The organism is Pseudarthrobacter sp. DSP2-3-2b1 (assembly GCF_049895945.1).
GTDB lineage: Bacteria > Actinomycetota > Actinomycetes > Actinomycetales > Micrococcaceae > Arthrobacter.
In genome coordinates, this window is the sequence record NZ_JAFCTI010000002.1 from 30367 (window position 1) to 56806 (window position 26440).

The following is a 26440-nucleotide window of genomic DNA, read 5'->3' on the forward strand; positions in this document are numbered from 1 at the left end:
CCAACCCTATTCGACAGCACTGACATCCTTACGGCGCGGCACCACTTGCTATGCCGACCCCCACACGCGGACCGGGATGCCTTGCAGCGGGACGTTGCAGCTACTTGCCGAGGAACTTGTCAAAGCCCTTGGGGAGGTTCAACTGCGAAGGATCGAAGTCGCCGGCCTGTTGGCCGAACGCTGCACCCGTGGGAAGCGCCTTGGCGCCAGCCGCCCGCCGCGCCTCGGCGTCCTTGAGCTCCTGGGCTGCCTTGGCAGGGTTGCCCGAACGGGCCTTTTTCTTGGGGGCATTTTTGCCGCCCTTGCGTGCCCCGCCTGGCCCAGCCATGCCCGGCATCCCCGGCATCCCGGGCATTCCGCCGCCCTGGGCCATCTTCTTCATCATCTTCTGGGCCTGGGCGAAACGCTCCAGCAATCCGTTGACCTCGGACACGTGGACCCCCGAACCGCGGGCAATGCGTGCCCGGCGGGAGCCGTTGATGATCTTCGGTGCAACGCGTTCGTGCGGGGTCATGGACCGGACAATGGCCTCGACGCGGTCGATCTCGCGTTCGTCGAACTGCTCGAGCTGTTGCCGGATGTTCTGGGCGCCCGGCATCATCATGAGCATCTTCTTCATGGAGCCCATGTTGCGGATCTGCTGCATTTGGGAGAGGAAGTCGTCAAGGGTGAAGTCTTCCTGGTCGGCGAATTTCTTCGCCATCCGGGCAGCTTCGTCCTTGTCCCAGTTCTTCTCGGCCTGCTCAATAAGCGTCAGGACATCGCCCATGTCCAGGATGCGCGAAGCCATCCGGTCAGGGTGGAAGAGCTCGAAATCGTCAACGCCTTCACCCGTGGACGCGAACATCACGGGCTTCCCGGTGACCGATGCGACCGAGAGGGCGGCACCGCCGCGGGCGTCGCCGTCGAGCTTTGAAAGCACTATGCCGGTGAAGTTGACGCCCTCGTCAAAGGCCATGGCCGTGTTGACGGCGTCCTGGCCGATCATGGCATCGATCACGAAGAGCACTTCGTTGGGCACGATGGCGCGGCGGATCTGGCGCGCCTGCTCCATCATCTCGGTGTCGACACCGAGCCGTCCGGCAGTGTCCACGATCACGAAGTCGTGCAGCTTCTGCCGGGCTTCCTCGACGCCGGCGCGGGCGACGGCGACCGGGTCACCGGCGGGGTGTTCCAGTTCGGAGGTTGCGCCCGGGTGCGGAGCAAAGACGGGGACGCCGGCACGCTTGCCGACCACCTGGAGCTGGGTGACGGCGTTGGGGCGCTGGAGGTCGCACGCGACGAGGATGGGGCTGTGGCCCTGGGACTTCAGCCACTTGGAAAGCTTTCCCGCGAGCGTCGTTTTGCCTGCGCCCTGGAGGCCGGCAAGCATGATGATGGTGGGACCGGTCTTGGCCATCCGGATCCGGCGGGTCTCGCCGCCGAGGATCTCCACCAGTTCCTCGTTGACGATCTTCACGATCTGCTGGCTCGGGTTCAGTGCCCCCGAAACCTCTGCACCGAGGGCACGCTCACGCACCCGGGCCGTGAACTCGCGCACCACGGGGACGGCGACGTCGGCATCCAAAAGGGCGCGGCGGATCTCCCGGACGGTGGCATCGACATCGGCCTCGGTGAGGCGGCCCTTGCCACGGAGATTCTTGAAGGTTGCTGTCAACCGGTCAGAGAGTGAATTGAACACGCGCCGCGCACTTCTTTCAGTGGAGTTACAGGTGGGACTCGACTATCTAGGGTACCAAGACGGGCCTGCATGATGGCATGCTGTCGTAGGTGACGAGCCAAACGAGTATAAAAACCCTGCTCATCCTTGGCGCCTCGGGGGATCTGACCGGGCGGCTGCTGCTGCCCGGCCTCGCCCGGCTGGTAGCCAAGGGCCGCGCCGAAGGGCTCAAGCTGGTGGGCGCGGGCTCCGATGACTGGCCCGCTGAAAAGTGGCGGGCCCGGGTCCAGGAGGCCTTCGCCGCTGCGGCGGAGACCGCGGACGCGGCAGGGAAAAAGGCGTTGAAAGCCCTGGCGAAGGCGACCGAATACCATCAGCTTGATGTCACGGCGGAGGGGGCACTGGCCTCGTTGCTGGCAGAGCTGGACGGGCCCACGGCAGTCTATTTTGCCCTCCCTCCCCATGTCAGCCAGCTGGCCTGCGAATCGCTGCGGCCCGATCAGGTACCGGCCGGCACACGGTTGGTGATGGAGAAGCCGTTCGGTTCCAGTGAGGCGTCTGCCCGGTCGCTGAACCAGACCCTTGTTGCCCTTGTTCCTGAGGACCACATCCACCGGGTGGACCATTTCCTGGGCAAAGCCACGGTGCTGAACATCCTGGGCCTGCGCTTCGCCAACAATTTCCTGGAGCCGGTCTGGAACCGCGAGCACGTGGAAAAAGTGGAGATCATCTTTGACGAAGACCTGGCGCTGGAGGGACGTGCCCGGTATTACGATAACGCCGGCGCGCTGCGGGACATGATCCAGAGCCACCTGCTGGAGATCATGGCGCTGGTGGCCATCGAGCCGCCGGCCACGATCGGCGAGCGGGACCTTCGCGACGCCATCGCCACGGTTCTGCGTGCCAGCCGCATCAGTGCGCCTTACGCAAAGTCGACGCGCCGGGCCGTCTACACGGCAGGGTCGATCGCCGGGCGGAAAGTCCCCGACTACACGAAGGAAACCGGTGTGGACGCGGCCCGGGGCACGGAGACCCTCGCGGAGGTGCGGGTGGAAATCGACAACTGGCGCTGGAAGGGCGTTCCCTTCATCCTGCGCTCGGGCAAAGCTTTGGGTGTAAAGCGCAAAGAGGCCGTGGTGACGTTCCGGCCCGTCCCCCACCTTCCCGCGGGTTTCACCGGCGTGGACTCGCCCAACCAGTTGCGGATTGGCTTTGGACCGGACACGCTTCAGTTCGACGTCGATGTGAACGGCCCCGGCAGCATCTTCAGCCTGAGCCGGATCACGCTGAATTCCGAGCTGAGTGCTTCCGAGCTGCTGCCCTACGGCGAAGTGCTCGAAGGGGTTCTGAACGGTGATCCCCTGCTGTCAGTCCGCGGTGACACCGCGGAGGACTGCTGGCGGATCATTGAGCCGGTACTGAAGGCCTGGCAGCGGGGCACCGTTCCGTTGGAAGAGTACGACGCCGGCTCCGCGGGTCCCGCCGCATGGACAGGTCCCGAAGGGGGTTCCGTGGGGTCGGGCCCCGGGCCGGCGGAATAGCTTTCTGCAACTGGCTGGTTAGCTTACCGGAACAAAAAGGCGGGCAGGGAACCTTTGAGGTTCCCTGCCCGCCTTTACTGCGTCAGCTTTGAAGCCGGATGACCACCGGGGTGCTAGATCGCTGCGACGCCGCGTTCTCCGGTGCGGACCCGGACTGCCTCGTGGACATCCACGGTCCAGACCTTGCCGTCGCCGGCCCGCCCTGTGTTGGAACTGGCGATGATGACGTCCAGGATGTCGTCGGCCTGCTCGTCAGTGGCGAGCACCTCGACCCTGATTTTCGGCAGCAGGTCCACGTTGTATTCGGCTCCCCGGTAGACCTCTGTATATCCGCGCTGGCGGCCGTAGCCGCTTGCTGCGCTGACCGTCAGCCCCTGGACGCCGTACGCCTCCAGGCCCTCCCGGATGGATTCGAGCTTCTCCGGCCGGACGATTGCTGTGATCAGTTTCATGCCTCTACGCTTTCCTTGCCTGCTGCGGCCTCTGACTTTTTGGCCTCGTCCTGCTTGGCTTCGTCGGAAGATCCCTTGCCGGTGATCAGTTCGTGCAGCGGCTGGAAGCTTCCGCCGTGGCCGCCCACTCCGAACTCGTAGGCAGTCTCTGCGTGCAGGCTGAGGTCAACGCCAACCACTTCCTGTTCCTGCGAAACCCGGAAGCCCATGGTCTTGTGGATGGCGAAGGCGATGATCGCCGTGAGGATGGCCGAGTAGGCGATGGCTATACCGGCTGCTGCGAGCTGTGCCCACAGCTGGGCTGCGCCGCCGCCGTAGAACAGGCCGCCGCCCACTCCATCGGTGGGAAGGGCGATGAAGCCCAGGGCAACGGTGCCGATGATGCCGGAGACGAGGTGCACGCCCACAACGTCCAGGGAGTCATCGAAGCCCCAACGGAATTTCAGTCCAACGGCCAGGGCCGAGGCGGCACCGGCGATAACGCCCAGCCCAAGGGCGCCCACCGGGCTGACGTTGGCGCAGGCCGGGGTGATGGCAACAAGGCCGGCAACCACACCGGATGCAGCACCCAGGGAGGTGGGGTGGCCGTCGCGGATTCGTTCGGTGATGAGCCAGCCCAGCATGGCTGCGGCCGGTGCCGCGAGGGTGTTGATCCAGATGAGGCCGCCCTGCTCGGCAGTGGTGGCCGCGCCGCCGTTGAATCCGAACCAGCCAAACCACAGAATGGCTGCACCAAGCATCACGAACGGGATGTTGTGCGGGCGGTGGTTGGGGTCCTTACCAAAGCCCTTGCGGTTGCCGATGATCAGGACAAGAACCAGTGCTGCAACACCTGCATTGATGTGGACCACGGTGCCGCCGGCGAAGTCGATGGCCGGGCCGAGGGCCTGCCCGATCGCGCCTTCGGGGCCGAAGAGGCCGCCGCCCCAGACCATGTAGGCCAGGGGGCAGTAAACCAGTGTGACCCAGACCGGGACGAACACGGACCAGGCGCCGAACTTGGCGCGGTCGGCGATCGCGCCGCTGATCAGTGCCACGGTGATGATGGCGAAGGTGGCGGCGTAGCCCACCTTGATGAGGCCGTCAGGAGTGGAGATTCCTTCCAGGCCGAATGTCGCGAAGGGGCTGCCGACGATCTGCAGGAAACCTTCCCCGGAGCTCATGGAAGCGCCCCAGAGAACCCATACGACGCCGACCATTCCGATGGAGATGAAGCTCATCATCATCATGTTCAGCGCAGCCTTGGCGCGTGTCATGCCGCCGTAGAAAAATGCCAGGCCCGGTGTCATAAACAGCACGAGTGCTGCCGCCACCATTAGCCATACGTGACCTGCGGTAAGTTCCATGGTGCACGTCCTCCCTATATCGATTCTGCGGACCAGTCCGCCTGCCAACGCCTTTTGCGTCCTGCATCGAGTTTGTCGCTGCCGTGTTTCGCCCGCGGAGGATTTAGATTGCGGGTTTGTTACAACAACCTCTAGGAAGTAAATGGTGCATATCTGTCTTGTTACGGTTATGTTTCATCGTTGCCGCCGGCGCCCGGCTGCTGATTTTGCAAGGAACCCACCCCTATGCCCGCACCTTCCCGCGTGAGCCGCGTCACAACACGGATCCTGGCGGTAATTCGTCCCGGGCGGGAGCGTCTTCCACGGGACATCAAGGTGATGTTGGCCGCAGCGTTCCTCATTGCCCTGGGATTCGGGCTCGTTGCGCCCGTGTTGCCGCAATTCGCAACAACCTTCGATGTTGGAGCCACCGCTGCTGCAGTGATCGTGAGCATCTTCGCCTTCATGCGACTGGTCTTCGCCCCGGCAGGGGGCGCCCTGATCGGGCGGCTGGGCGAGCGGCCCGTTTATGTTGCTGGACTCCTCATCGTGGCCGCATCGACCGCGGCGTGCGCATTCGCCCAGGATTACTGGCAACTGCTGGTCTTCCGGGGTCTGGGCGGGGTGGGTTCGGTCATGTTCACGGTGGCGTCCATGGCGCTGGTGGTCAGGCTGGCACCACCCGAAAGCCGGGGCAGAGTTTCGGGGGCGTATGCGTCGGCCTTTCTGATTGGCAACGTCTGCGGGCCTATTGTGGGCGGGTTGCTGGCCGGTTTCGGACTGCGGGTGCCGTTCCTGGGCTACGCGGCGGCCCTGGTCCTGGCTGCCGTGGTGGTTCAGACCCAGCTCAGCCACGCTCCCCTGGCTGCGAAATCGGCCGGCAGCCACGCCCCTGACATGCGCTTCGTCGAAGCCTGGGGAATTGGCGCGTACCGCTCGTCGCTGCTGTCCAGCTTCGCCAACGGTTGGGCGACCTTCGGGGTGCGGATGGCGACTGTCCCGCTGTTCGCAGTGGCGGCCCTGGGCTCCGGCCCCGAAGCCGCAGGCCTTGCCCTTGCCGTGTTTGCTGCCGGGAACGCGGCTGCGCTGACCGTTTCCGGCCGTCTGGCGGACAGCGTAGGCCGGCGGCCCATGATGGTGGCCGGGCTGCTGACCGCCGGGCTCTCCACGGCAGCCATCGGCTTCACCGGACATTTGGGCTGGTTCCTCGCTGCCTCCGCTGTGGCCGGTATCGGGTCAGGCCTGCTGGGACCCGCGCAGCAGGCGGCCGTGGCGGACGTTATCGGGAACAAACGGTCCGGCGGGCGGGTCCTGGCGGCCTACCAGATGACCTCGGATGTCGGGGCGATCGCCGGACCGGTCCTGGCCGGCGTCCTGGCTGACCAGTTGGGCTACGGCTGGGCCTTTGGCGTCACGGGTGGCGTGTTGGTGCTGGCAGCGGTGGCCTGGGCGGCCACCGCCGAGCCGCTGAAACGCAACGAGGGGTGAGATCCCACCGCTAAAGCCTGATCTTAGCGGCGGGATCTCACCCCTCGAAGGGTTCAGCCTGGGTTGTCAGTTCAGGAGTGCGTCTACGAAGCCTTCGGCTTCAAAGGGGGCGAGGTCATCGGCTCCCTCGCCAAGGCCGATGAGCTTGACGGGCACGCCCAGCGATTTCTGGATGGCCACCACAATCCCGCCCTTGGCGGTGCCGTCAAGCTTGGTCAGGACGATGCCGGTAATGTTCACCACTTCGGCGAAGACGCGGGCCTGGTTCAAGCCGTTCTGGCCTGTAGTGGCGTCGAGCACCAGCAGCACCTCATCGACCTCGGCCAGCTTCTCGATGACCCGCTTGACCTTGCCGAGCTCATCCATCAGGCCTGTCTTGTTCTGCAGGCGCCCCGCCGTGTCAATCATGACGACGTCGACTTCCTGGTCAATTCCTGCCTTGACCGCCTCGTAGGCGACCGAGGCAGGGTCCGCGCCGTCGACGTCGGACTTCACTGTGGGCACGCCCACGCGCTGGCCCCACGTGGCCAGCTGCTCCGCCGCCGCGGCCCGGAAGGTGTCCGCCGCGCCCAGCAGCACGTCCTTGTCCTCGGCAACGAGCACGCGCGCCAGCTTGCCGACAGTGGTGGTTTTTCCCACGCCGTTGACCCCCACCACCAACACGATGGCCGGCTTGTCCGCATGGCGGGCGGTGTTCAGGCTGCGATCCATGGTGGGATCCACCAGTTTGATGAGTTCTTCGCGCAGCAACGCCTTGACCTGCTCCGGAGTCCGGGTCCCCAGCACCTTCACGCGTTCCCGGAGGGCATCCACCAACTGCATGGTGGGTTCAGTCCCGAGGTCTGCGAGCAGGAGGGTCTCCTCCACCTCGTCCCAGACGCTCTCGTCAATCCTGTCACTTGAGAGCAGGGTAAGCAGGCCCTTGCCGAAGACGTTGTTGGAGCGGACCAAGCGCTCCCGCAGCCGCGTCAGGCGGCCGGCAACGGGCAGGGGCGTCTCAACCGGAATGAGCTCGAGGCCTGCTGCGTCGTCTGGAACGTCGGCAACCTCCAGGTCTTCGAGGTCCACGCCGGCGGGAGCGTTGCGCCCGGGGGCCACGGGCTTGTCTTCGAGCAGTGTTCCCCCGCCGGCGACGGGATCGTTGGCATCGCGTGTACCGGGGTACTGGGTGATGTTCTTCCGCGTCTTCAACAGGACCGGGATCAGCCCGCCAATAACCGCCAGGGCAGCAACAATGGACAGAATAATGGGGAGGATGTCATTCACTCCCCTAGCTTCTCACAAACGGGGCAGGCGTTCGGGGCCGAGACCTGCGCGGATGCTCACGACCTGCGCGGATGCTATACGTCGGCGCCCAGGCGCTGACTGATGACGGTGGATACGCCATCTCCCCGCATGGTGACCCCATAGAGCGCATCAGCCACTTCCATGGTTCGCTTCTGGTGGGTGATGACGATCAGCTGGCTCGATTCCCGCAATTCTTCGAAGATCGTGATGAGCCGGCTGAGGTTGGTGTCATCCAAGGCCGCTTCGACCTCGTCCATAACGTAGAACGGCGAGGGCCGGGCTTTGAAGATGGCCACCAGCAGCGCGACCGCGGTGAGGGAGCGTTCGCCGCCGGACAAGAGGGAGAGCCGCTTGATCTTCTTGCCTGCGGGCCGCGCCTCGACCTCAATTCCCGTGGTGAGCATGTCCGAAGGATCGGTGAGGACAAGGCGGCCCTCGCCGCCGGGAAAGAGCCGGGCAAAAACCCGGACAAACTGCGCCTGTGTGTCATCGAAGGCTTCGGCAAAAACGCGCTGCACGCGGTCATCTACTTCTTTGATGATGTCCAGCAGGTCCTTGCGGCTGGCCTTCAGATCCTCCAACTGGGTGCTCAGGAACTGGTGCCGTTCCTCCAGCGCGGCGAATTCCTCCAGGGCAAGCGGGTTGACCCGGCCCAGGCTGGACAGGTCCCGCTCGGCCTTCCGCAGCCGTTTCTCCTGCTCCTCGCGGACGAAGGGCTTTCCCTCTACAACGGTTGTACCGTCATCATCCACCGGAGCCCGGAGCGCGGCCCATTTGTCTGTGCTTTCTTCTGCCGGGACGGGCACCGGCACGTCCGGACCGTAATCGGCCACGAGTACGTCGGCGGTGATGCCGAGTTCGTCGATGGAGCGGGTTTCCAGGGCTTCGATCCGTGCCCTCTGCTGGGCGCGGGCAAGTTCGTCGCGGTGGACTGAGTCGGTCAGCTCGGCCAGCTCAGCGGTCAGGGCTACGGTGGCAGTCCTGGCTTCGAGAAGTCCGCGGTCCCGCAGGTCCCTGTTCTCTTCGGCGAGGTCGCGTTCATGGGCGGCGAGCTCCACGGAGACGTCGATGAACCGGGTGGCGCGCCCCACAGCGGCTGATACTGCGGCTGCCCGCCTGGCCTGGCTGCGGCGGCGGCGCGCCCGCTCTGCTGCTTCTTCCCGGGCCCGGCGCTCGGTGGCCGCTGCGCGCTCCAGGGATACGGCACGGTTTCGGGTGGCGGTCAACTGCTCCTCGGCGCTGCGGAGCGTGAGCCTGGCCTCCATCTCGGCCGACCGCGCCTGCTGGGCGGCCAGCGCCAGGGCATCGCGGTGGGCTGTGGACGGTTCCGCTTCGGCGGGCGCCTCCTGCGCCGCAGCCAGCCGGGAGGCGACGGCGGCGAGCGCCTCCTCCTCGGTGACCACATTGGCCTCGGCTTTGGCAAGGGACGCGGCAAGCCTGTCACTCTCCCCTAGAGCGCTGCGGAGGACCGAATTAAGGTGGCCCAACCGCTCTGCGACTGCCGCGAGCCGGGCATCGGAATCGTGGAGCCGGTCCAAGGCCGTGTCAGCCCGGTTCTGGGCAGCTGTCCGCCTGAGCGTGGCAGCAGCCAGCGCAAACCTGTTCCGTTCCAGGCCGGCGGTGACGCCGCGGAGGCGGGACTCGGCGTCGTCGACGGCGGCCTGCACCTCCAACAGCGATGGCGCGTTGGCGGACCCGCCGGTGACTGTCAATGCTGTAAAAACGTCCCCGGCCCTGGTGACCGCGGTCAGTTCCGGATTCGCCGCGACGATGCGGGCTGCGGCTTCCAGGTCATCGACGACGGCCACGCCGGCCAGGAGAGCGGTAATGGCAGGCATGGTTGCTGCAGACGCCGTGACAAGCTCTGCGGCATACCGTGTTCCCCCGGGGAGTTCAGGCGGCTGTTCGGCTGGTGTCAGTGGACCTGCAAGCGCGGGAGACGCAGCGATGGACAGAGGGAGCAACGCAGCACGGCCGGCGTCGTCGTCCTTCAGCAGCCGCAACACCCCTGCTGCCGCCTCCGGGTCTTCCACAAGGATGGCTTCGGAAGCCTCGCCCAACGCAGCAGCTATGGCCGTTTCAAACCCGGTTTCAACGCTCAGCTCTGCGGCCAGTGTGCCGGTCACTCCGGCCAATCCGGCGTTGAGTGCATGGGCGGCACCGTCCTTGCGGTTCAGGCCAAGCTGCAGGGCATCACGGCGGGCCGCGAGCGCGTCGCGTTCGCGCATGGCTTCCGCTTGCGCGGCGTTGAGGCCGGCAATCTCCTGGACTGCTGCATCCAGTTCCGCGCTTGCTTCCTCATACTCGGCGTCGAGGCTTTCCTCACCTTCCTCAACACCTGCTACCTGGGTCTCAAGCGCGGTGAATTCGGACTGCGCCTGCCGCTTGCGTTCAGTGCCGGCGGCGAGGGAGTCCCGCAGTCTGCCGAGCTCGGCCTGGGCCGACTCCACACGGGACCGTGCGGCGCCCACCTGGCCTGCGAGCCTGGCGAGGCCTTCACGCCGGTCGGCTGCGGCGCGCAGGACCGCGGTCAGCCGTTTCTCTTCTGCCTGGGATGCCTGCTCCGCCGCCGTCCTGGCTGCTGCTGCTGCTTCCAGGGCGCTGGCTTTATCAAGGGTGTGGCGTTCGAGACCGGTCACCTCGTCCCGGACCCGGGCGGCCTGCCGTTCCAGCTGGTCCGGATCCCGTCCGGAGTGCGGCTCGGCGTCCACTGAGCCGAGAAGCCGGGTGCGTTCCTGGGCCAGGGATCCGAGGGAGCGAAGGCGTTCACGTGATGCGGAGAGCCGGTACCAGGTATCCCGTGCGGCATTGAGCCTCGGGGTTGCCTCGGCCGCCAGCTGCTCGAGTGAGGCGAGCCGTCTGCGTCCGGCTTGGAGTTCCTGCTCCACAACGAGCCGGCGCGCCTTGAGTGCTTTCTCGTCCGCGACGTCCTGGTCAAGCGAGCTTTGAAGGCTGACGAGGTCATCGGCCAGGAGCCGGGCGCGGGCATCCCGGACGTCGAACTGAACGCGCTGGGCCCGGCGTGCCACCTCGGCCTGCTTACCCAACGGGGTGAGCTGCCGCCTGATTTCGCCGGTCAGATCGTTGAGCCGCTGGAGGTTGGCCTGCATGGCTTCAAGTTTGCGGACCGTTTTTTCCTTGCGGCGGCGGTGCTTGAGGATTCCGGCGGCTTCCTCGATGAACCCGCGGCGGTCCTCGGGCGTGGCGTGCAGGACCTTGTCCAGCTGGCCCTGGCCAACGATGACGTGCATCTCCCGGCCGAGCCCGGAATCGGAGAGCAGTTCCTGGATGTCCAGGAGCCGGCAGCCGGCGCCGTTGATGGCGTATTCAGAGCCGCCGGTGCGGAACAGGGTCCGCGAGATGGTGACCTCACTGTATTCGATGGGGAGCGCGCCGTCAGTGTTGTCGATCGTCAGCGAAACGTGGGCCCGGCCCAGCGGGGGCCTTCCCGAGGTTCCGGCGAAAATGACGTCTTCCATTTTGCCGCCGCGAAGCGTTTTGGCACCCTGCTCCCCCATCACCCACGCGAGGGCGTCCACCACGTTGGACTTGCCCGAGCCGTTGGGTCCCACCACGGCTGTGACGCCGGGCTCAAAGTCGAAGGTCGTGGCGGACGCGAACGATTTGAACCCCCGGACGGTCAGGCTCTTAAGGTGCAAGGTGTTTCGGATCTCCTGAGTGGCTGAGCTGTTTCTGCTGCCCCAAATCTACTGGGTCGCTGCGGGTTTCCACAGATTTAGGCGTTGGGGCGCCAAACGCCTTGTTGGGCGTGTGGGGCGTGTTTAGTATTTCAGCAACAGGGCGGCTATGCGCTGCTTGGCAGGTGGTCTCACAGGGTCCGGTCGGACCGGTTCCTCCGCCAGCCAATTCCTCTGCCGGTGCAGTCGGCGTGGTGGCAGCATATGCGTATCAGCTCTGCGGACAACTGAATGTCTTGGTTTGGCTGCCCCTGGGGGGAACGGCAAGGTTCACAGCAATTTGTTGTGGACCGACTTCGTAACAGCGTTCTCAATCCAGGAGTTCACATGCCCGTACATCCAGACACGCGCACCCCGAAATTTCCCCGGCGTGTTGTTCTTGTCCTGACTTTGGCTCTGGTGTCGGCGCTGCTGCCAGCTGGTTTACCCGTAGGCTTCCTGGCCAGTGCGGCCGCCGCGGACCCCTGCGCTCCGCTGATCAATGCGATCGCCTGCGAGAACTCAAAGCCAGGCAACCCCGCTTCGGAATGGGATATCGACAGATCCGGTGATGAGGACATCCAAGGATTTGCTACTGAGATGAGCGTCAACGCAGGCCAGCCCATCCGGTTCAAGGTGGATACTAACGCTGCAAGTTACACCATCGGCATCTATAGGACCGGCTGGTACCAGGGCCTTGGGGCGCGCAAGATCGCCAACGTCACGCCCTCAGCGTTTCGGCAGTCTCAGCCGCAGTGCCTCAGAGATGTAAACACTGAACTTTACGACTGCGCAACGTGGGCCGTATCAGCCACGTGGCAGATTCCCTCGACTGCAGTCTCGGGCGTTTATATTGCCCTTCTCACACGGCCGGACACCGGAGGACAGAGCCACATAACTTTTGTTGTCCGGAATGACGGTAGCCATTCGGACATTGTCTACCAAACGTCGGACACCACATGGCAGGCCTACAACAACTATGGCGGAGCGGACTTCTACTCGGGTGCAGTGAACGGCCGCGCCTACAAGCTCAGTTACAACCGGCCTTTTAATACCCGCAGCGGACCGGACGGGCGGGATTTCTACTTCAGCAACGAGTACCCGCTCGTACGGTTTTTGGAGAAGAACGGCTACGACCTCAGCTACATCAGCGGCCTTGACACGGACAGGAGCGGTGCACAGCTTCTGAACCATAAGGTCTTCCTGTCTGTGGGACATGATGAGTACTGGTCCGGTGCTCAGCGCGCAAATGTGGAGGCCGCGCGCGACGCCGGTGTGAACCTCCAGTTCCTTTCCGGGAACGAGATGTACTGGCGGACCCGCTACGAGCCATCACCCGTTGACGGTGCGGCCTACCGGACCATCACCTCCTACAAAGAAACATGGTCCAGCGCCAAGATCGACCCAAGCAGTGAGTGGACCGGCACGTGGCGCGATCCACGTTTTGCCTCCCAGGCCAATGGCGGAGGCCTGCCTGAAAACGGCCTCACCGGAACTCTCTATATGTCTAACTTCACCGACCTGCCCATTACCGTCAGCGCCGCGGAAGGAAAGTCGCGGCTGTGGCGCAGCACATCGCTTGCCACGCTTGCTGCCGGCGCGTCAGCCCAGCTTGCTCCCCACACGGTGGGCTATGAATCCAACGAGGACCTGGACAATGGTTTCCGGCCGGCCGGGCTCATCCGGTTATCCACCACAACAGGGCCGGTGGAACAATACCTCCAGGATTACGGAAATACTGTCAAAGCAGGAACGACTACCCACAACATCACGCTTTACCGCGCCGCGAGCGGCGCCCTGGTCTTCTCGGCGGGTACCGTTCAATGGACCTGGGGGCTTGATCAGGAACACGACGGCCCGGGCGCGCCGGCCGATCCCCGCATGCAACAGGCGCAGATAAACCTGTTGGCTGACATGGGCGCCCAGCCCGGAACCCGTGATCCCGCGCTGGCTCCCGCCGCCGCCAGCAGCGACCAGACGGGCCCTTCCGTTACGATCTCCTCGCCTGCCCAAGGAGCCACTGTTCCGCATGGCGCCAGTGTCACCGTCACCGGAACTGCCACTGACGCGGGTGGCGTTGTCTCCGGCGTCGAAGTGTCAACCGACGGCGGAACAACGTGGCACCCTGCCCAGGGAAAGCAGAACTGGACTTACACGTACATCCAAAAAGGCCTGGCGACGGCCAGCATCCAGGTTCGTGCCATCGATGACAGCGCCAACCGCGGCGCCGCAGCAACCCGCAGTCTCACTTTGAACGGGCCCTACACGGTCTTCGGTACTGAGGTTCCGGCAGCGGCCGACTCCGGGGACGGCGGAGCCTATGAGCTCGGCATGAAAATCACTCCAACGGTGGACGGCTTCATCACGGGGGTGCGGTTCTACAAGAGCACCGCAAATACGGGGACCCACGTCGGGTCCCTCTGGAGTGCGGCCGGCCAGCGTATCGCCAATGCAACTTTCACGGCGGAAACGGCTTCAGGCTGGCAAAAAGTCCTCTTCGCCCAGCCGGTTGCCGTCGTTGCGGGCCAAACGTACACTGTCTCCTACACTGCACCCAGGGGGCATTACGCCAGCAAGGACAACCAGTGGGCCAGCTTTGGCTTTACCGATCCCCCGCTGACCGTCGCGGGTGGATTCGGCAGCCCGCCTGCCGGCGTTTATGGCTCCCCCGATGCGTATCCGACCAGTAGCTTCGGCAACGGCAATTACTACGTCGATGCCGTCTTTGACACCAATGACAACACGCCCCTGACCGCTTCCGGGCATTGGCCGTTGGGCGGCTCTTCGAGTGTTCCGCAATCCACCACCACAGGCGCCGTCTTCTCAAAGCCTGTGACAGCTTCGAGCGTCCAACTCAAGCTCACCGACGCCGGCGGGACCGAAGTGGCAGGGACCGCCGGTTACGATTCCGTCGCCCGAAAAGTGACTTTCACACCGGCCGCACCCCTGGCACTGGCAACCACCTACACGGCCACACTCAGCGCAACCGCAGCAAGCGGGGGAAGCCTGACAGCCGGCGGAACATGGTCCTTCACCACAGTGGCTTCGCCGCCGGTACCCGGAACATGTCCTTGCAGCTTCTACGACGATTCCGTGCTCCCGGGCATCCCGGAGATCAGGGACGGTGTACCGCTCACCTTGGGTATTAGGTTCTCCAGTACCAGTGAAGGAACTGTGACCGGTGTTCGCTTCTACAAGGCAGCAGGAAATACGGGCACGCACACCGGGACGCTGTTCACGGCCGCAGGCCAGCAACTTGCAACCGTCACGTTCGCCAACGAAAGCACGTCCGGATGGCAGACCGCCTACTTCAACCAGCCCGTGGGTATGACGGCCAACACGGAGTACATCATGGCTTACAGGACCAGCACTGGTACGTACTCGGCAACAGTCAATGGTTTTGGGTCGGGCCTGAGCAGAGGCAACCTCAGGGCCGCTTCTGATGCCGGCGCGTACTCGTACTCCAGCGATTTCCCGAACGCACGCTCATCGGCAAGCTATCTCGTTGACGTTGTGGTCCAGTACTCGGATCCTCCATTTACGGCCGCCGCCCAGTCGCCGCTGCCCGGGTCCTCCAGCGTGGCACTGAACAGCTCAGTGTCCGCGGTGTTCTCCAAGCCTGTAACCGCATCAACGGTGACGGCCGCAGTGACCGGCCCGGGCACCACCCCGGTCCCCGGAACAACGGCCTACGACGCCGCCACCTCGAAGGTGACGTTCACCCCGTCCGCCCCGTTGAACGCGTCCACCACCTACACCGCAACCGTGACAGCCACCTCATCAACAGGGCAGCAACTCAGCGCCGGCAGCAACTGGACGTTCACCACCGTCCCAACGCCCCGGACCGAAGGGACCTGCCCCTGCACCCTCTACCAGGACACCGTGACACCAACCACAATGGAGGTCAAGGACGGCATACCCCTGGCCCTGGGCGTCAGGTTCGCCAGCTCAGCCGCAGGGAACATCACCGGCATCCGCTTCTACAAGGCAGCAGGAAACACCGGCACACACACCGGAACCCTGTTCACGGCCGCAGGACAACAACTCGCCACCGTGACCTTCACCGGAGAAACCTCAGCCGGATGGCAGACCGCGACGTTCAGCCAACCAGTTGCCATAGCAGCCAACACCGAATACATCGCCGCCTACAAATCACCAACCGGCACCTACTCCGTCACGCCAGGCGGGTTCTCCTCCGGCTTCACGAGTGGACCGCTCCGGACTACCCAAGGCTCCGGCGGCTTCGCATACAGCGGTGATTTCCCATCATCGTCTTCGAGCCACAGCTACCTGGTTGACCTCGTTTTCGAGCAGTCTGAACCGCCGTTCAGCGCGGTCAGCCAGTCGCCGCTGCCCGGGTCCTCCAGCGTGGCACTGAACAGCTCAGTGTCCGCGGTGTTCTCCAAGCCTGTAACCGCATCAACGGTGACGGCCGCAGTGACCGGCCCGGGCACCACCCCGGTCCCCGGAACAACGGCCTACGACGCCGCCACCTCGAAGGTGACGTTCACCCCGTCCGCCCCGTTGAACGCGTCCACCACCTACACCGCAACCGTGACAGCCACCTCATCAACAGGGCAGCAACTCAGCGCCGGCAGCAACTGGACGTTCACCACCGTCCCAACGCCCCGGACCGAAGGGACCTGCCCCTGCACCCTCTACCAGGACACCGTGACACCAACCACAATGGAGGTCAAGGACGGCATACCCCTGGCCCTGGGCGTCAGGTTCGCCAGCTCAGCCGCAGGGAACATCACCGGCATCCGCTTCTACAAGGCAGCAGGAAACACCGGCACACACACCGGAACCCTGTTCACGGCCGCAGGACAACAACTCGCCACCGTGACCTTCACCGGAGAAACCTCAGCCGGATGGCAGACCGCGACGTTCAGCCAACCAGTTGCCATAGCAGCCAACACCGAATACATCGCCGCCTACAAATCACCAACCGGCACCTACTCCGCAACGCCGGATGCCTTCGCGTCGGCGCTGACCAGCGGACCGCTTAGTGCGCCCGCCGGTGGCGGTGCCTTTAACACCGCGGGCGAGTTCCCGTCGTCGTCGTCGACCACAAGTTATCTGGTGGATGTGCTGTTCACTCAATCCGGTTCCACTCCAGCACCGGAGCCGCTAACCGTTGCCGCGCAGTTGCCAGCGGCGAATGCGACCGGCGTCCCGCTGGACACCAAACCGGGCCTGACACTGTCCGGGGCAGTTCAACCAGGGTCCTCCCTGGTACTGGCCGCCGGCGGGGCGAACGTGCCCGGAACCTCAGCCCTCTCTTCGGATGCCCGAACCATCACCTTCACACCCGCCCAGGCCCTTCCTGCGAGCACCCAGCTGACGGCGACCGCCAGCAACGTTGTTTCCACCACCGGTACTCCTCTGTCTCCGACCTCCTGGCAATTCACAACTATGCCCGCACCCCCGCCGTCGCAATCTTTATTTGCATCGGTGGTGCCACAAGTTGCCACCTCCACCGAGACACGCGCCATAGAACTGGGAACAGCCTTTAGATCGAACAGGGCAGGTGTGGTCACGGCAATCCGCTTCTACAAAGGTCCCTTCAACACGGGCGTCCATACGGGCTCACTGTGGGATCCGGCGGGAGCGCGGCTGGTCCGGGTCACGTTCTCCAACGAAACCGCCAGTGGGTGGCAGACGGCGTCGCTGGCCAGCCCGATCCGGTTGACTGTAGGCGCCACCTACGTGGTTTCCTACAATGCACCTGCCGGCCGATACTCCTACACCCGCAACTTCTTCACCCAGGTCTGGACGAGCGGCGCCCTAAGCGCTCCGACCAGGAATGGGCTGTTCCGCTTCGGCTCAGGAACTGCAGTGCCCAACCGTACCGACAATGCCACCAACTACTTTGTCGATGTGGTGTTTGCTCCCGATCCTGCCAGCTGAGCGGGCTGGACCCGCCCGGCAAGCCTTGTGCCAGTCACTTCCGTTCTCCGGGATCCGCCGATCCTGGTGACGTCGCCGTAAATCGTGTCCCGCGCGGCGCCACTTCAATCCACGGGGTTTGGTATCACCGCACCACAGACGGCGACCAGGCGTGTTCGATGAAGAGAGACGGCCGGGAATGCTGAGTAGTCCCAAGCTGCCAAATGTCGCTGTCACCTGCCACGCCGTCCCGGCCGAGGCCGTAAAGCAGCGTGTCGTCGTCCAGCCATTCAATCTGGTCGTCAACATTCCGTGTCTCGGCAAGGAGGACCTCCGTGCCGGCGGAAATGTCCAGCACGGCAATGTTCCAGAGTGGAGTCATGCTGTTGGCCATGTTCTTCTTGAAGGCGATGCGTTTCCCGTCGGGAGAGACAGAGGGACATTCAACGCCGTCGTGGACCGCAGTGAGCTTGCGGGAGGAGACGCTTCCTTGCACGAGCCAGATGCGGCCGTTCGATGCCGCGGTGGCATAGAAGGAATCGGCTTGGCCTGGCACAAAAGTCACGCCCCAGATGTTTCTGTCCGCAGGGCTGACCTGTTCGCCGTTCACCCACAAGGCGAAGTCTTCAAGGTTTCCTGTACCGGTGCCGCCGTCCAGTGGATTGATCACAGTCTCAGTGGAGAATCCGGCTCCTGCATAAGAGTGTCCGCTCACGAAAACCGTGGTGGACGCGACCGTTCCGGCACGATCAAGTCTGGTCCGGCTAGGGATTCCCGGCAGCGCCCAACTGCCGGTTTCCTGCCAATTCCTGTCATAGACTGCAGCCTCAAAGCTGGTGACGAGTCCGCGGTTGGTCCTCAGGCAAATGACCTGACCGGAGGTTCCATAGACACGGTTGCAGGCGGCGTCCGCCACTGTCCTTCCTGCTTGTGGTCCAGACAGGAGGACCGTTGCTGCCTGTCCATAGCCCTGGCCTGAAGCGGTATTGCGGAACAGGACAAAGGGCTCGTCGGGCAGGGCCAACGCGCTTGATTCGATGTCCGCGGCGGAAGCGGCCAGACTGGCATCCTGGAATCGTTGGAAGGCCTGGGAGGCATAAACTCCAGCGCCGGCAAGCACGATCACGGTCACCGCCAACAGGACCAACCAACGGAGTCTTCGGTCAGCTTCCCCGGGGCCGCGGGTCATGCCATGTGCTTCTTCAGCCCGGTGCTGTTCAGCAGGAACAGGGATGCCACAACGGCGGCCGCCAGCAAAGCGCCGACGACGACCATTGCGGTAACAGGTCCCACCGAGAACCACAGGACGCCAAATCCGGCGGAAGCCGCCATTCGGCTCACCGCCACTACGGTCTGCGCCGCGCCGATGCCCGTAGCGAGTCTTTCGGGGGGCGTGAGCTGGCTGGCAAGAGCTGCCAGGACCCCGTCCGTAGCGGCGTAGAAGATGCCCAGCAGGACCAAGCACCCCAGGGTCGGTCCTATTCCCGAGAACGGCAGGGCCGTGAGCAGGTAGCAAGCAAGCAGCGCCGTGTGGCCTGCGACAAATACCTTGGCCCTGCCCCACCGATCCGCCAGTCTCCCAATGGGTATGGCGAAAGCGAGGAAGACCAGGTTAGTGCCCACATAAAGCAGCGGAAACCATTGCACGGCGTAAGAATTCTTGTCCTGCAGTACGAGGTAGATGAAGCCGTCTCCCACGGTAAGCAGGCCCAGGAGACCGGCAGCAATAAGCAGACGCCCAAGGCCCGGCTCCCGGAGCATTCGCCAGCGGAACGAAATTAACGGCGGTCCCGCTCTGCCATTTTCTGTGCAATGCCGGCCCGCACGGAGGTCGGGGACCAAAAGTGCCAGCGCGGCCACACCAATAACTGCGAACGCCAGCGAAATCACGAAGACGGTCAGGTAGCCGTTAGGGATGAGCATAAGAACGAAGAAAGCCAGGAGCGGCCCGGTCGCTGCGCCGATATTATCGAGCATCCGGTGCACGCCGAAATGTCTGGCCAGGTGCTCCGGCTGGGCGGATACGGTGATCAACGCATCGCGGGGAGCTGTGCGGATGCCTTTACCGATCCTGTCGCCGGTAATTACCGCAGTCAGCGACCAAAATCCCCCGGCAAACAGGAGACCTATCCGGGCTGCCATCGAGAGACCGTAGCCGGCCAACGCAACACGTTTGGGATGGCCCATACGGTCTGAGGCCCACCCCGCAGCAATCCGAACCAACGCACTGGCCCCTTGGTTAATACCGTCCAGGACACCAAAGGCGACAACCGAAAGCCCCAGGAACCCCGTGATGTAAAGGGGCAGGATCGCGGCAACTGACTCGGACGAGATGTCGGTGAACATGCTGACAACGCCAAGCCACACGATGGTGCTCGAAAGTTTGAATCGCGTCCTGGGCTGGTCTGTGCTGCCGCCGTCGGCCACCTGCCCGTCCTTCTTGCCGCCGCGGCGGTCCGACACGGAGATGTACATCAGCTGCCGGTCCAATTACGCATGGAGGGTGCCTAGGAGGGTGAACCGTGTGCTTCCGGTGCCTGTCGTGGTGATGGCTAACGTCACGGTGTCAGCCCCCCGCGAGAGGCGGACAGTCTGCTGACCGTCAGCGGCCGTCACCACTTCGGACTGGAAGCCCAGCGCAAACAGCGTCTGCTGAAAATGTCCGGTCACCTGCGCCGCACTCAGCTCAACGATTCCGTCGGCGGTGACCTGAAGTATGCGGTCGGACGAGCTGACACTGGTGGACACCAGAACAGTCCGCTCGGGGAAGGTCACCACGTTACCGGGGAAGCCATCGACGACCTTGCCTTGGGCAGAGCCCGATCCTGGCAGCGGAGTCCGTATCAGGGCGGCCGGAGGTGACGGCATGGGCAGTCCTGTTGGCGCGGCAGCGGCAGGGGGGAGAACTTCCAGAACCGGCCGTCCTGATGCATCCGACGCTGCAGGCGAATCTGTCGCTCCCGACGGCGCCGCTGGCGCTTCGGTGCCGCCGGCAGTACCGTTCGCCGCAGTGTCAGTAGGCCGTGGCGGGCTGCTGTCCGGTGAGCTCGGATTCGCGCCCGCTGTGGTGGGGGCCTGGCGGGCGGGAGCGATCTGGTCCAGCACTATGGCTGTGCCCCCCAGTACGACGGCTGCTCCGACGCCAATGAGCACCAGTTTCCGGACGATCATGGCTCCGCCGCCGCCGTCCCGATTGCAAACCCCCAAGGCTTCATGGCCTCAGTCTTACAGCGGAGTCCACATCGCGGAACCACAGAATCCGCACACTTCGGCGGGGATTTAGAAGCGTCCGTTGCGGGGACGGGGCTGGCAGACCGGGCAGGTATGCGAGGAACGGTTCATAAACTGCTCGCGGCGGATGGTGGAGTGGATTCCCGCAGCGGCGCAACGGCCACATGGTTGTCCCTCCCGGCCATACGCGTTCAGGGAGCGGTCAAAATATCCTGATGCGCCATTGACGTTGACGTAGAGGGAGTCGAAGCTGGTCCCGCCTGCAGCCAATGCGTCCAGCATGACCTCGCGGGCGCACCCCACCAACCGTTCAGCATCTCCCCGCCGCAGCGTGTCCGTAGGCCGCGCGTAATGCAACTGCGCCCGCCACAGGGCCTCGTCCGCGTAGATATTACCGATGCCCGAAACCAGCCCCTGGTCCAGCAGAGCGCGTTTGAGTCCTGTTTTCCGCTTCCGGAGGCGCTGGTAGAAGAGGTCGAAGGAAAACGCCGGGTCCAGAGGATCGCGTGCGATATGGGCGGCTTCCTCGGCAATCAGCGGCAACGGTGACTCCGCGAGTCCGCCCGGGCCGCCGTCGTCCGTGGGGACCATCGCCGTGACAAACAGCCCCCCGAAGATGCGCTGGTCCACAAACCGCAGTTGCTCGGGCATCCCCTCACGGGGACTGAGGCGGAGCCTGACTTTGAGGTGCTTCTCATCGGGAACATCAGCATCCTGCATGAGCAGCTGCCCGCTCATCCCCAGATGTGCCATCAGTGCGACGGCGGGGCTACCGTCAGGTGCGGCGGCGGCGGGGACCGAAGCAAGAGGCGGATGGGTGGCTGCGGAATCCGTCAACGGAAGCCACAGGAATTTACCGCGCCGGACGACGTCGCTGACTCTCGCACCCAGGAGGTTTCCGACAAAATCCTCAAGTCCCAGGGCATGGCGCCGGATTGACCGCGCGTCCACGACGTCAACGGAGGTGATGGTCCGGCCGCGGACCCAGCTCACCAGGCCGCGGCGGACCACTTCCACTTCAGGTAGTTCAGGCACGGCGGCCTATGCGCCGGCGGCGGATTCCGGTGATGCGCCGGCCTCCGCTGATCCAGCGGTTCCGGAGAGAACCCGCCAGGCGTCGGCAGCGGCTTCCTGCTCAGCTTCCTTCTTGGAGTGGCCGGATCCCTTGCCGTACGCGGTTCCGCCGATGTTGAGGACAGCCGTGAAAGTGCGGGCATGATCCGGCCCGGCCCCTTCCACTGCGTAGTAGATGGTTCCGAGCTGCCGGCTCGCGGCGAGTTCCTGGATGCTGGTCTTCCAGTCGGTGCCCGCGCCGAGCGCGGCTGCGTCCTTCAGGAGCGGACCTACCAGCCGCATGACCAACTGGCGTGCCGTCTCAATATCGTTGGACACGTACGTGGCACCGATCAGCGCTTCCATGGTGTCCGCCAGGATGGAGGCCTTGTTCTTGCCTTCGGTCAGCTTTTCGCCTTGGCCGAGGTAGATGTAGTCCCCGATTCCGAGGCTTCGGCCGATGCCGGCAAGAGCGCGGGTGCTGACTACCGCGGAGCGGCGTTTTGCAAGGTCGCCTTCGGGCAGCGTGGGGTTATCCCTGTACAAAGCGTCTGTCACGGAGAAACCCAGAATGGAGTCACCCAGGAACTCGAGCCGCTCGTTGGTGGGGATACCGCCGTTTTCGTAGGCGTAGGAACGGTGTGTCAGAGCAAGACGAAGCGTCCCGGCGTCAATGGAGACACCGAGACGCTTCAGAAGCTCTTCAGTTGAAGACATCATGTCAGCCTAAGTGGCCGATTAGACGTCTGCGACCTTGCGTCCCTTGTACTCAAGGAACAGCGCAGTGCCAGCCGAGTCGGTGACGACCTTTGCCTGGTGCGGCAGGCTGTAGGTGACCTGGCCGTTCTCTACGGTCTTCACCAGGTGGGGGGCAGTTGCCTTCCACTGGGAGCGGCGGGCGCGGGTATTCGAGCGAGACATTTTCCGCTTCGGGACAGCCACGGCTAACTCATTTCTCTCTAGACAAACACGTACAAATCAGTTTTGCCGGTCAGGCTTAGCCAAGTCAGCTAGGGCGGCCCAGCGAGGATCCATGACCTCGTGGTGATGCCCCGGCTCGTCTTCCAGGCGAATTCCGCATTCGGAACAGAGACCCTGGCAGTCTTCCCGGCACACCGGCTGGAACGGCAGCATGGTTACAACTGCGTCCCGCAACACCGGTTCAAGATCGATTAGATCGTGCTCGACTCGATATTGCTCTTCATCGTCTTCTTCATCCGAAAGCAATACGCCTTCATAGAAGAAAAGTTCTTGCACATTGACCTCAAGGTCATACGCAAGGGGATCCAGGCACCGACCGCACTCGCCCGTAACGTGGGCGGCTGCGGTTCCTGATACCAGAATTCCTTCGTGTACGGCCTCAAGCCTCAGGTCCAGCCCGATATCCGAGCCTTCCTGAACGCCAATGAGTGCCACACCAAGATCACTTGGCGCGGGTACATGTTCCTTCAGTGTCCGCATGCTTCCCGGGCTGCGCCCGAGGTCCTTGACGTCGAACGCCAAGGGCGAACTAGCATCTCGTTTAATGAGAACTCCTGTTGAACATATGACCGACGTACCATCTTAGCCTGAAGAACCTTAGGGACTCAAACCAGGCGACGGACGGCCCGTCGAAAGTACCGCCACTAGCCTACCCTCTGGGCAGCTGCACCGGTGCCGACTCGCCAGCGAGCATCCTCTTCTGAACAGAGCGCGGCACATAATCGGACACACTTCCGCCCAGGCTGGCTACTTCCTTGATCAAAGTGGACGAGAGATGAAGGTAACGCGCCTCCGCGGGCAGGAACACCGTCTCCACACCGCTGAGCTGACGGTTCATGGTGGCCATCGGAAGTTCGTAGTCGAAGTCCGATGAGGAACGGAGGCCCTTCACAATCGCGGACACCCCCCGCTGGTGGCAGTACTCAGCCAGCAGGCCCTCCCCCACGGGTTCAACCACTATTCCTTTGAGGGACGCCAGGGTCTCCCTCGCCATGTCGATGCGGTCCCCCAGGCTGAACATGTATTTCTTCGCATAATTGGTGGAGACGGCCACGATCACTTCATCGAAAAGGCCCGCAGCGCGGGCGATGACCTCAAGGTGACCGTTGTGGATGGGGTCAAAGGATCCGGGGCAGACAGCGCGTCTCATGCACCGAACCTACCGCATCCCAAGCCCGGGATACCATGACTGGATGCATCCACCACGGGAAGTTTCCCAACCTGCAGCACAGGCTCCGTGGCAGCGTGCCGCGGCCGGCGCCAACCTCCTGGGACCCGCCGGACAACTGGGCGTCACCATCTTCGAGGAGATGACCACGTTGGCGGCAAAGACCGGCGCCATCAACCTGGGGCAGGGCTTTCCGGACGAGGACGGGCCGGCGGAAATCAAAGCTGCGGCCATGGCCGCCATCGATGCCGGCGCTAACCAGTATGCTCCCGGCAAGGGCATCCTTGAACTGCGTGAGGCGGTTGCCGCCCACCAGCACCGGTTCTACGGGCTGACGCCGGACCCGCAGACCGAGGTCATCATCACCACGGGCGCCACCGAAGGCCTCGCAGCAGCCCTGCTGGCTTTTGCCGTTCCCGGTGACGAGGTGCTGACTTTCGAGCCGTTCTATGACTCCTACGGCGCGGTCATCGGGCTCTCCGGCGCCACCCACGTCACGGCTCCCCTGCTGGCGCCTGACTTTCACCCGGACCTGGCGGCACTCGAGGCGGCCTTCACCGACAGGACGCGGGTGGTGCTGCTGAATAACCCGCATAACCCCACCGGTGCTGTCTTTCCCCGGGAAGTCCTTCAGCGCGTCGTCGGGCTTGCCCAAAAGCATGACTGCATCATCATCACCGATGAAGTGTACGAGCACCTCACTTTTGGTCGGAGCCACATTCCGGTGGCCACCCTGCCCGGTGCGGCTGAACGGACCATCACCATTTCATCGGCAGGAAAGACCTTCTCCTTCACCGGCTGGAAGATCGGCTGGCTGACGGGCCCCGGGCATTTGGTTGCCGCTGTCCGCACGGTGAAGCAGTTCCTGACCTACAGTTCAGGGCCACCGTTCCAGGCAGCCATTGCCACAGGTCTGGCGCTGCCGGATGACTTCTACCAGGGCATCGCCGCCACGCTGAAGAAGAAGCGGGACATCCTGAGCGAGGGCCTCCGTGCCGCGGGCTTTGACGTCTTTACCCCGCAGGGCACCTACTTCGTCAACGTGGATACAGCACCTCTGGGCATCAGCGATTCTGTGGACCTGGCACGCCGGCTGCCGGCGATGGTGGGCGTTGCCGCCATCCCCGTCCCCGTGTTTTGCCACCCGCAGGGCGCGGAACGCACCCGCAGCCTGCTCAGGTTCGCATTCTGCAAGAAAGTGGAAGTCCTCGAAGAAGCAGCAGCACGCTTGGCCACCCTCAGCGGAAAGCTCTGATGGCCGACGCCGGCAACCTCCGTCCCACCAGATTCCTGCGGGCCACGGGACAACACGCGTCGATTGAGCCGGACGCCTTCACCACCGGCGGCTATGTCATGAGCATCGGCGGGGCTGAGCAGTCCCACGTCAACCTCGCCCATCCCGAAGAGATCTTTTACGAATACCTGCGGCGGATCGGCCATGTGGTGGACCTCTCCGCGCCGGAGGGCCAGCCGATCACAGCGCTCCACCTCGGGGCCGGCGCGCTGACACTCGCCCGGTACATCCAGGCAACACGGCCGGGATCGGTCCAGTATGCGGTGGAGCTCGAGCGGGAATTGCTCGACTTTGTCCTCCAGCAACTGCCGCTGCCCGACGGAACGGACCTGCACACGGTCATCGGTGATGCCCGCGCCGCCCTGGCCGATGTGGGCGCCGGACTTCAGTTCGACGTCGTCATTCTGGATATCTTCTCGGGGCCGGAGGCGCCTGAGCACATCGCCTGCACGGAGTTCTACCAAGAAGCCCGGGCACGCCTGGCACCGGAGGGGATTTTGATCGTCAACGTCGGCGATGAGCCGGCCCTGACCCTGGTGCGAAGCCAGACGGCGGCCATGCGCCGTGCCATGACTGATGTGGCGGCCTGCGCGGAGTCCGGCATGTTCGCCGGCCGCCACCCCGGCAACGTGATCCTGGCGGGAACACAAACAAAATGGCCTGCGGCCTGGACAGCCGAACTGAGCGCCCGGGGTCCGCATCCGGCATCGGTCCTCGCGGGCGTTGACCTGGATGTGCTGGCAGGCTGAGCCCGCGCCCCCGCTAAGGCGGGCCCTGTTCCTGCCCGTCAATGACCAGGTCCGGCGGGATGGCATCGGGGACTGACGGCTCTGCGAACCACAGCCGGGTTTCGCCGTACTTCTTCTCCGCAAACCGCTCCATGCCGGCGGACCAGCCGGGCTCCGGCGAGCGGGAGGACCGCTCTACCACCACCAACGCAGAGGGGGTGAGGTGGTCCACGAGTTTGGCCAGCACCGCCGACAACGCGGGCTCGTCAAGCGGATAGGGCGGATCCAGGAAGACCAGGTCCCACATGGCGGACTGGTCTGCACGCTCGAGGAATGACTCCACCCTCGACCGGTGCACTGTCACCACTTTGCGTCCCAACAGGCCGTTGACGAGATCGGCGTTGCGTTGGCATACGGAACTGGCCTTCGCATCGAACTCCACCAGGTCAACGGCTCCGGCTCCCCTGCTGCCGCTCTCAACTCCCAACGCACCAGAGCCTGCATAAAGGTCCAGGACCTTGGCACCGGCGATGATCCCGAAGGCATCAAGCCGGGAGAACAGGGCTTCCTTGACACGGTCTGTGGTTGGCCGGGTCAGGGACCCGGGAACGTTCGCCAGCGGCGTTCCACCGGCGGCGCCCGCGATAATCCGGCTCATGGCTGCCT

General features: G+C 64.1%; 19 protein-coding genes. 5 read left to right on the forward strand and 14 right to left on the reverse strand.

The features are described from left to right. Positions 1-100 precede the first annotated feature (100 nt). Complete coding sequence (gene ffh, locus ACP7AX_RS02765; protein WP_131682520.1) at positions 101-1681, reverse strand: signal recognition particle protein; 1581 nt, start codon at positions 1679-1681, stop codon at positions 101-103. 89 nt (positions 1682-1770) lie between these two features. Here ffh and ACP7AX_RS02770 point away from each other — a divergent pair, with 89 nt between their 5' ends. Continuing rightward, positions 1771-3201, forward strand: a complete 1431-nt coding sequence (locus ACP7AX_RS02770) for a glucose-6-phosphate dehydrogenase (protein ID WP_131682521.1) — start codon at positions 1771-1773, stop codon at positions 3199-3201. Between the two features lie 113 nt (positions 3202-3314). On the opposite strand, the gene ACP7AX_RS02775 is transcribed toward ACP7AX_RS02770, so the two are convergent. Beyond that, positions 3315-3653, reverse strand: a complete 339-nt coding sequence (locus ACP7AX_RS02775; RefSeq protein WP_108598433.1) for a P-II family nitrogen regulator — start codon at positions 3651-3653, stop codon at positions 3315-3317. Next, positions 3650-4999, reverse strand: coding sequence for an ammonium transporter (locus ACP7AX_RS02780; RefSeq protein ID WP_131682522.1), 1350 nt, complete (start codon positions 4997-4999; stop codon positions 3650-3652). Before ACP7AX_RS02780 ends, ACP7AX_RS02775 begins: the two co-directional genes overlap by 4 nt. A 225-nt stretch (positions 5000-5224) precedes the next feature. On the opposite strand from ACP7AX_RS02780, the gene ACP7AX_RS02785 reads away from it, so the two are divergent. Beyond that, the gene (locus tag ACP7AX_RS02785) at positions 5225-6466 is read left to right on the forward strand and encodes an MFS transporter (RefSeq protein WP_131682523.1); all 1242 of its coding nucleotides are present in this window, start codon (positions 5225-5227) and stop codon (positions 6464-6466) included. Between the two features lie 66 nt (positions 6467-6532). Here ACP7AX_RS02785 and ftsY read toward each other — a convergent pair whose 3' ends face one another. Both ftsY and smc read right to left on the reverse strand, forming a co-directional pair. Further along, a complete protein-coding gene (gene ftsY / locus ACP7AX_RS02790; protein WP_426225324.1) occupies positions 6533-7732 on the reverse strand; it encodes a signal recognition particle-docking protein FtsY in 1200 nt (399 codons plus the stop codon). A 74-nt stretch (positions 7733-7806) separates the two neighbouring features. Next, positions 7807-11412 (reverse strand): chromosome segregation protein SMC, encoded by a 3606-nt coding sequence (smc, locus tag ACP7AX_RS02795; RefSeq protein WP_426225325.1) that lies wholly within the window; start codon positions 11410-11412, stop codon positions 7807-7809. Between the two features lie 366 nt (positions 11413-11778). On the opposite strand from smc, the gene ACP7AX_RS02800 reads away from it, so the two are divergent. Continuing rightward, entirely contained in the window at positions 11779-17340 is a 5562-nt protein-coding gene (locus tag ACP7AX_RS02800) for a DUF4082 domain-containing protein (protein WP_426225326.1), read from the forward strand. 124 nt (positions 17341-17464) lie between these two features. Here ACP7AX_RS02800 and ACP7AX_RS02805 read toward each other — a convergent pair whose 3' ends face one another. From ACP7AX_RS02805 to coaD, 8 genes are all read right to left on the reverse strand, one after another. Continuing rightward, positions 17465-18508 (reverse strand): hypothetical protein, encoded by a 1044-nt coding sequence (locus ACP7AX_RS02805; RefSeq protein ID WP_426225327.1) that lies wholly within the window; start codon positions 18506-18508, stop codon positions 17465-17467. Beyond that, the gene (locus tag ACP7AX_RS02810; RefSeq protein ID WP_426225328.1) at positions 18505-19794 is read right to left on the reverse strand and encodes an MFS transporter; all 1290 of its coding nucleotides are present in this window, start codon (positions 19792-19794) and stop codon (positions 18505-18507) included. The genes ACP7AX_RS02805 and ACP7AX_RS02810 overlap by 4 nt, the downstream gene beginning before the upstream one ends. Before the next feature lie 15 nt (positions 19795-19809). After that, the gene (locus tag ACP7AX_RS02815) at positions 19810-20526 is read right to left on the reverse strand and encodes a hypothetical protein (RefSeq protein WP_426225329.1); all 717 of its coding nucleotides are present in this window, start codon (positions 20524-20526) and stop codon (positions 19810-19812) included. A gap of 72 nt (positions 20527-20598) precedes the next feature. Next, positions 20599-21585, reverse strand: coding sequence for a bifunctional DNA-formamidopyrimidine glycosylase/DNA-(apurinic or apyrimidinic site) lyase (gene mutM / locus ACP7AX_RS02820; protein WP_426225330.1), 987 nt, complete (start codon positions 21583-21585; stop codon positions 20599-20601). A 6-nt stretch (positions 21586-21591) separates the two neighbouring features. Next, complete coding sequence (gene rnc, locus ACP7AX_RS02825) at positions 21592-22320, reverse strand: ribonuclease III (protein ID WP_131682528.1); 729 nt, start codon at positions 22318-22320, stop codon at positions 21592-21594. 21 nt (positions 22321-22341) lie between these two features. Next, a complete protein-coding gene (rpmF, locus tag ACP7AX_RS02830; RefSeq protein ID WP_009356569.1) occupies positions 22342-22545 on the reverse strand; it encodes a 50S ribosomal protein L32 in 204 nt (67 codons plus the stop codon). A gap of 36 nt (positions 22546-22581) precedes the next feature. Further along, a complete protein-coding gene (locus ACP7AX_RS02835) occupies positions 22582-23106 on the reverse strand; it encodes a YceD family protein (RefSeq protein WP_426225331.1) in 525 nt (174 codons plus the stop codon). 127 nt (positions 23107-23233) lie between these two features. Then, a complete protein-coding gene (gene coaD / locus ACP7AX_RS02840; RefSeq protein WP_131682530.1) occupies positions 23234-23734 on the reverse strand; it encodes a pantetheine-phosphate adenylyltransferase in 501 nt (166 codons plus the stop codon). A 43-nt stretch (positions 23735-23777) separates the two neighbouring features. Here coaD and ACP7AX_RS02845 point away from each other — a divergent pair, with 43 nt between their 5' ends. Continuing rightward, a complete protein-coding gene (locus tag ACP7AX_RS02845; RefSeq protein WP_426225332.1) occupies positions 23778-25007 on the forward strand; it encodes an aminotransferase class I/II-fold pyridoxal phosphate-dependent enzyme in 1230 nt (409 codons plus the stop codon). After that, positions 25007-25795, forward strand: coding sequence for a fused MFS/spermidine synthase (locus tag ACP7AX_RS02850; protein ID WP_131682532.1), 789 nt, complete (start codon positions 25007-25009; stop codon positions 25793-25795). Before ACP7AX_RS02845 ends, ACP7AX_RS02850 begins: the two co-directional genes overlap by 1 nt. 13 nt (positions 25796-25808) lie before the next feature. On the opposite strand, the gene rsmD is transcribed toward ACP7AX_RS02850, so the two are convergent. Continuing rightward, positions 25809-26432: a 16S rRNA (guanine(966)-N(2))-methyltransferase RsmD gene (gene rsmD / locus ACP7AX_RS02855; RefSeq protein ID WP_131682533.1), complete on the reverse strand. Its 624-nt coding sequence runs from the start codon at positions 26430-26432 to the stop codon at positions 25809-25811. Positions 26433-26440: the final 8 nt, after the last annotated feature.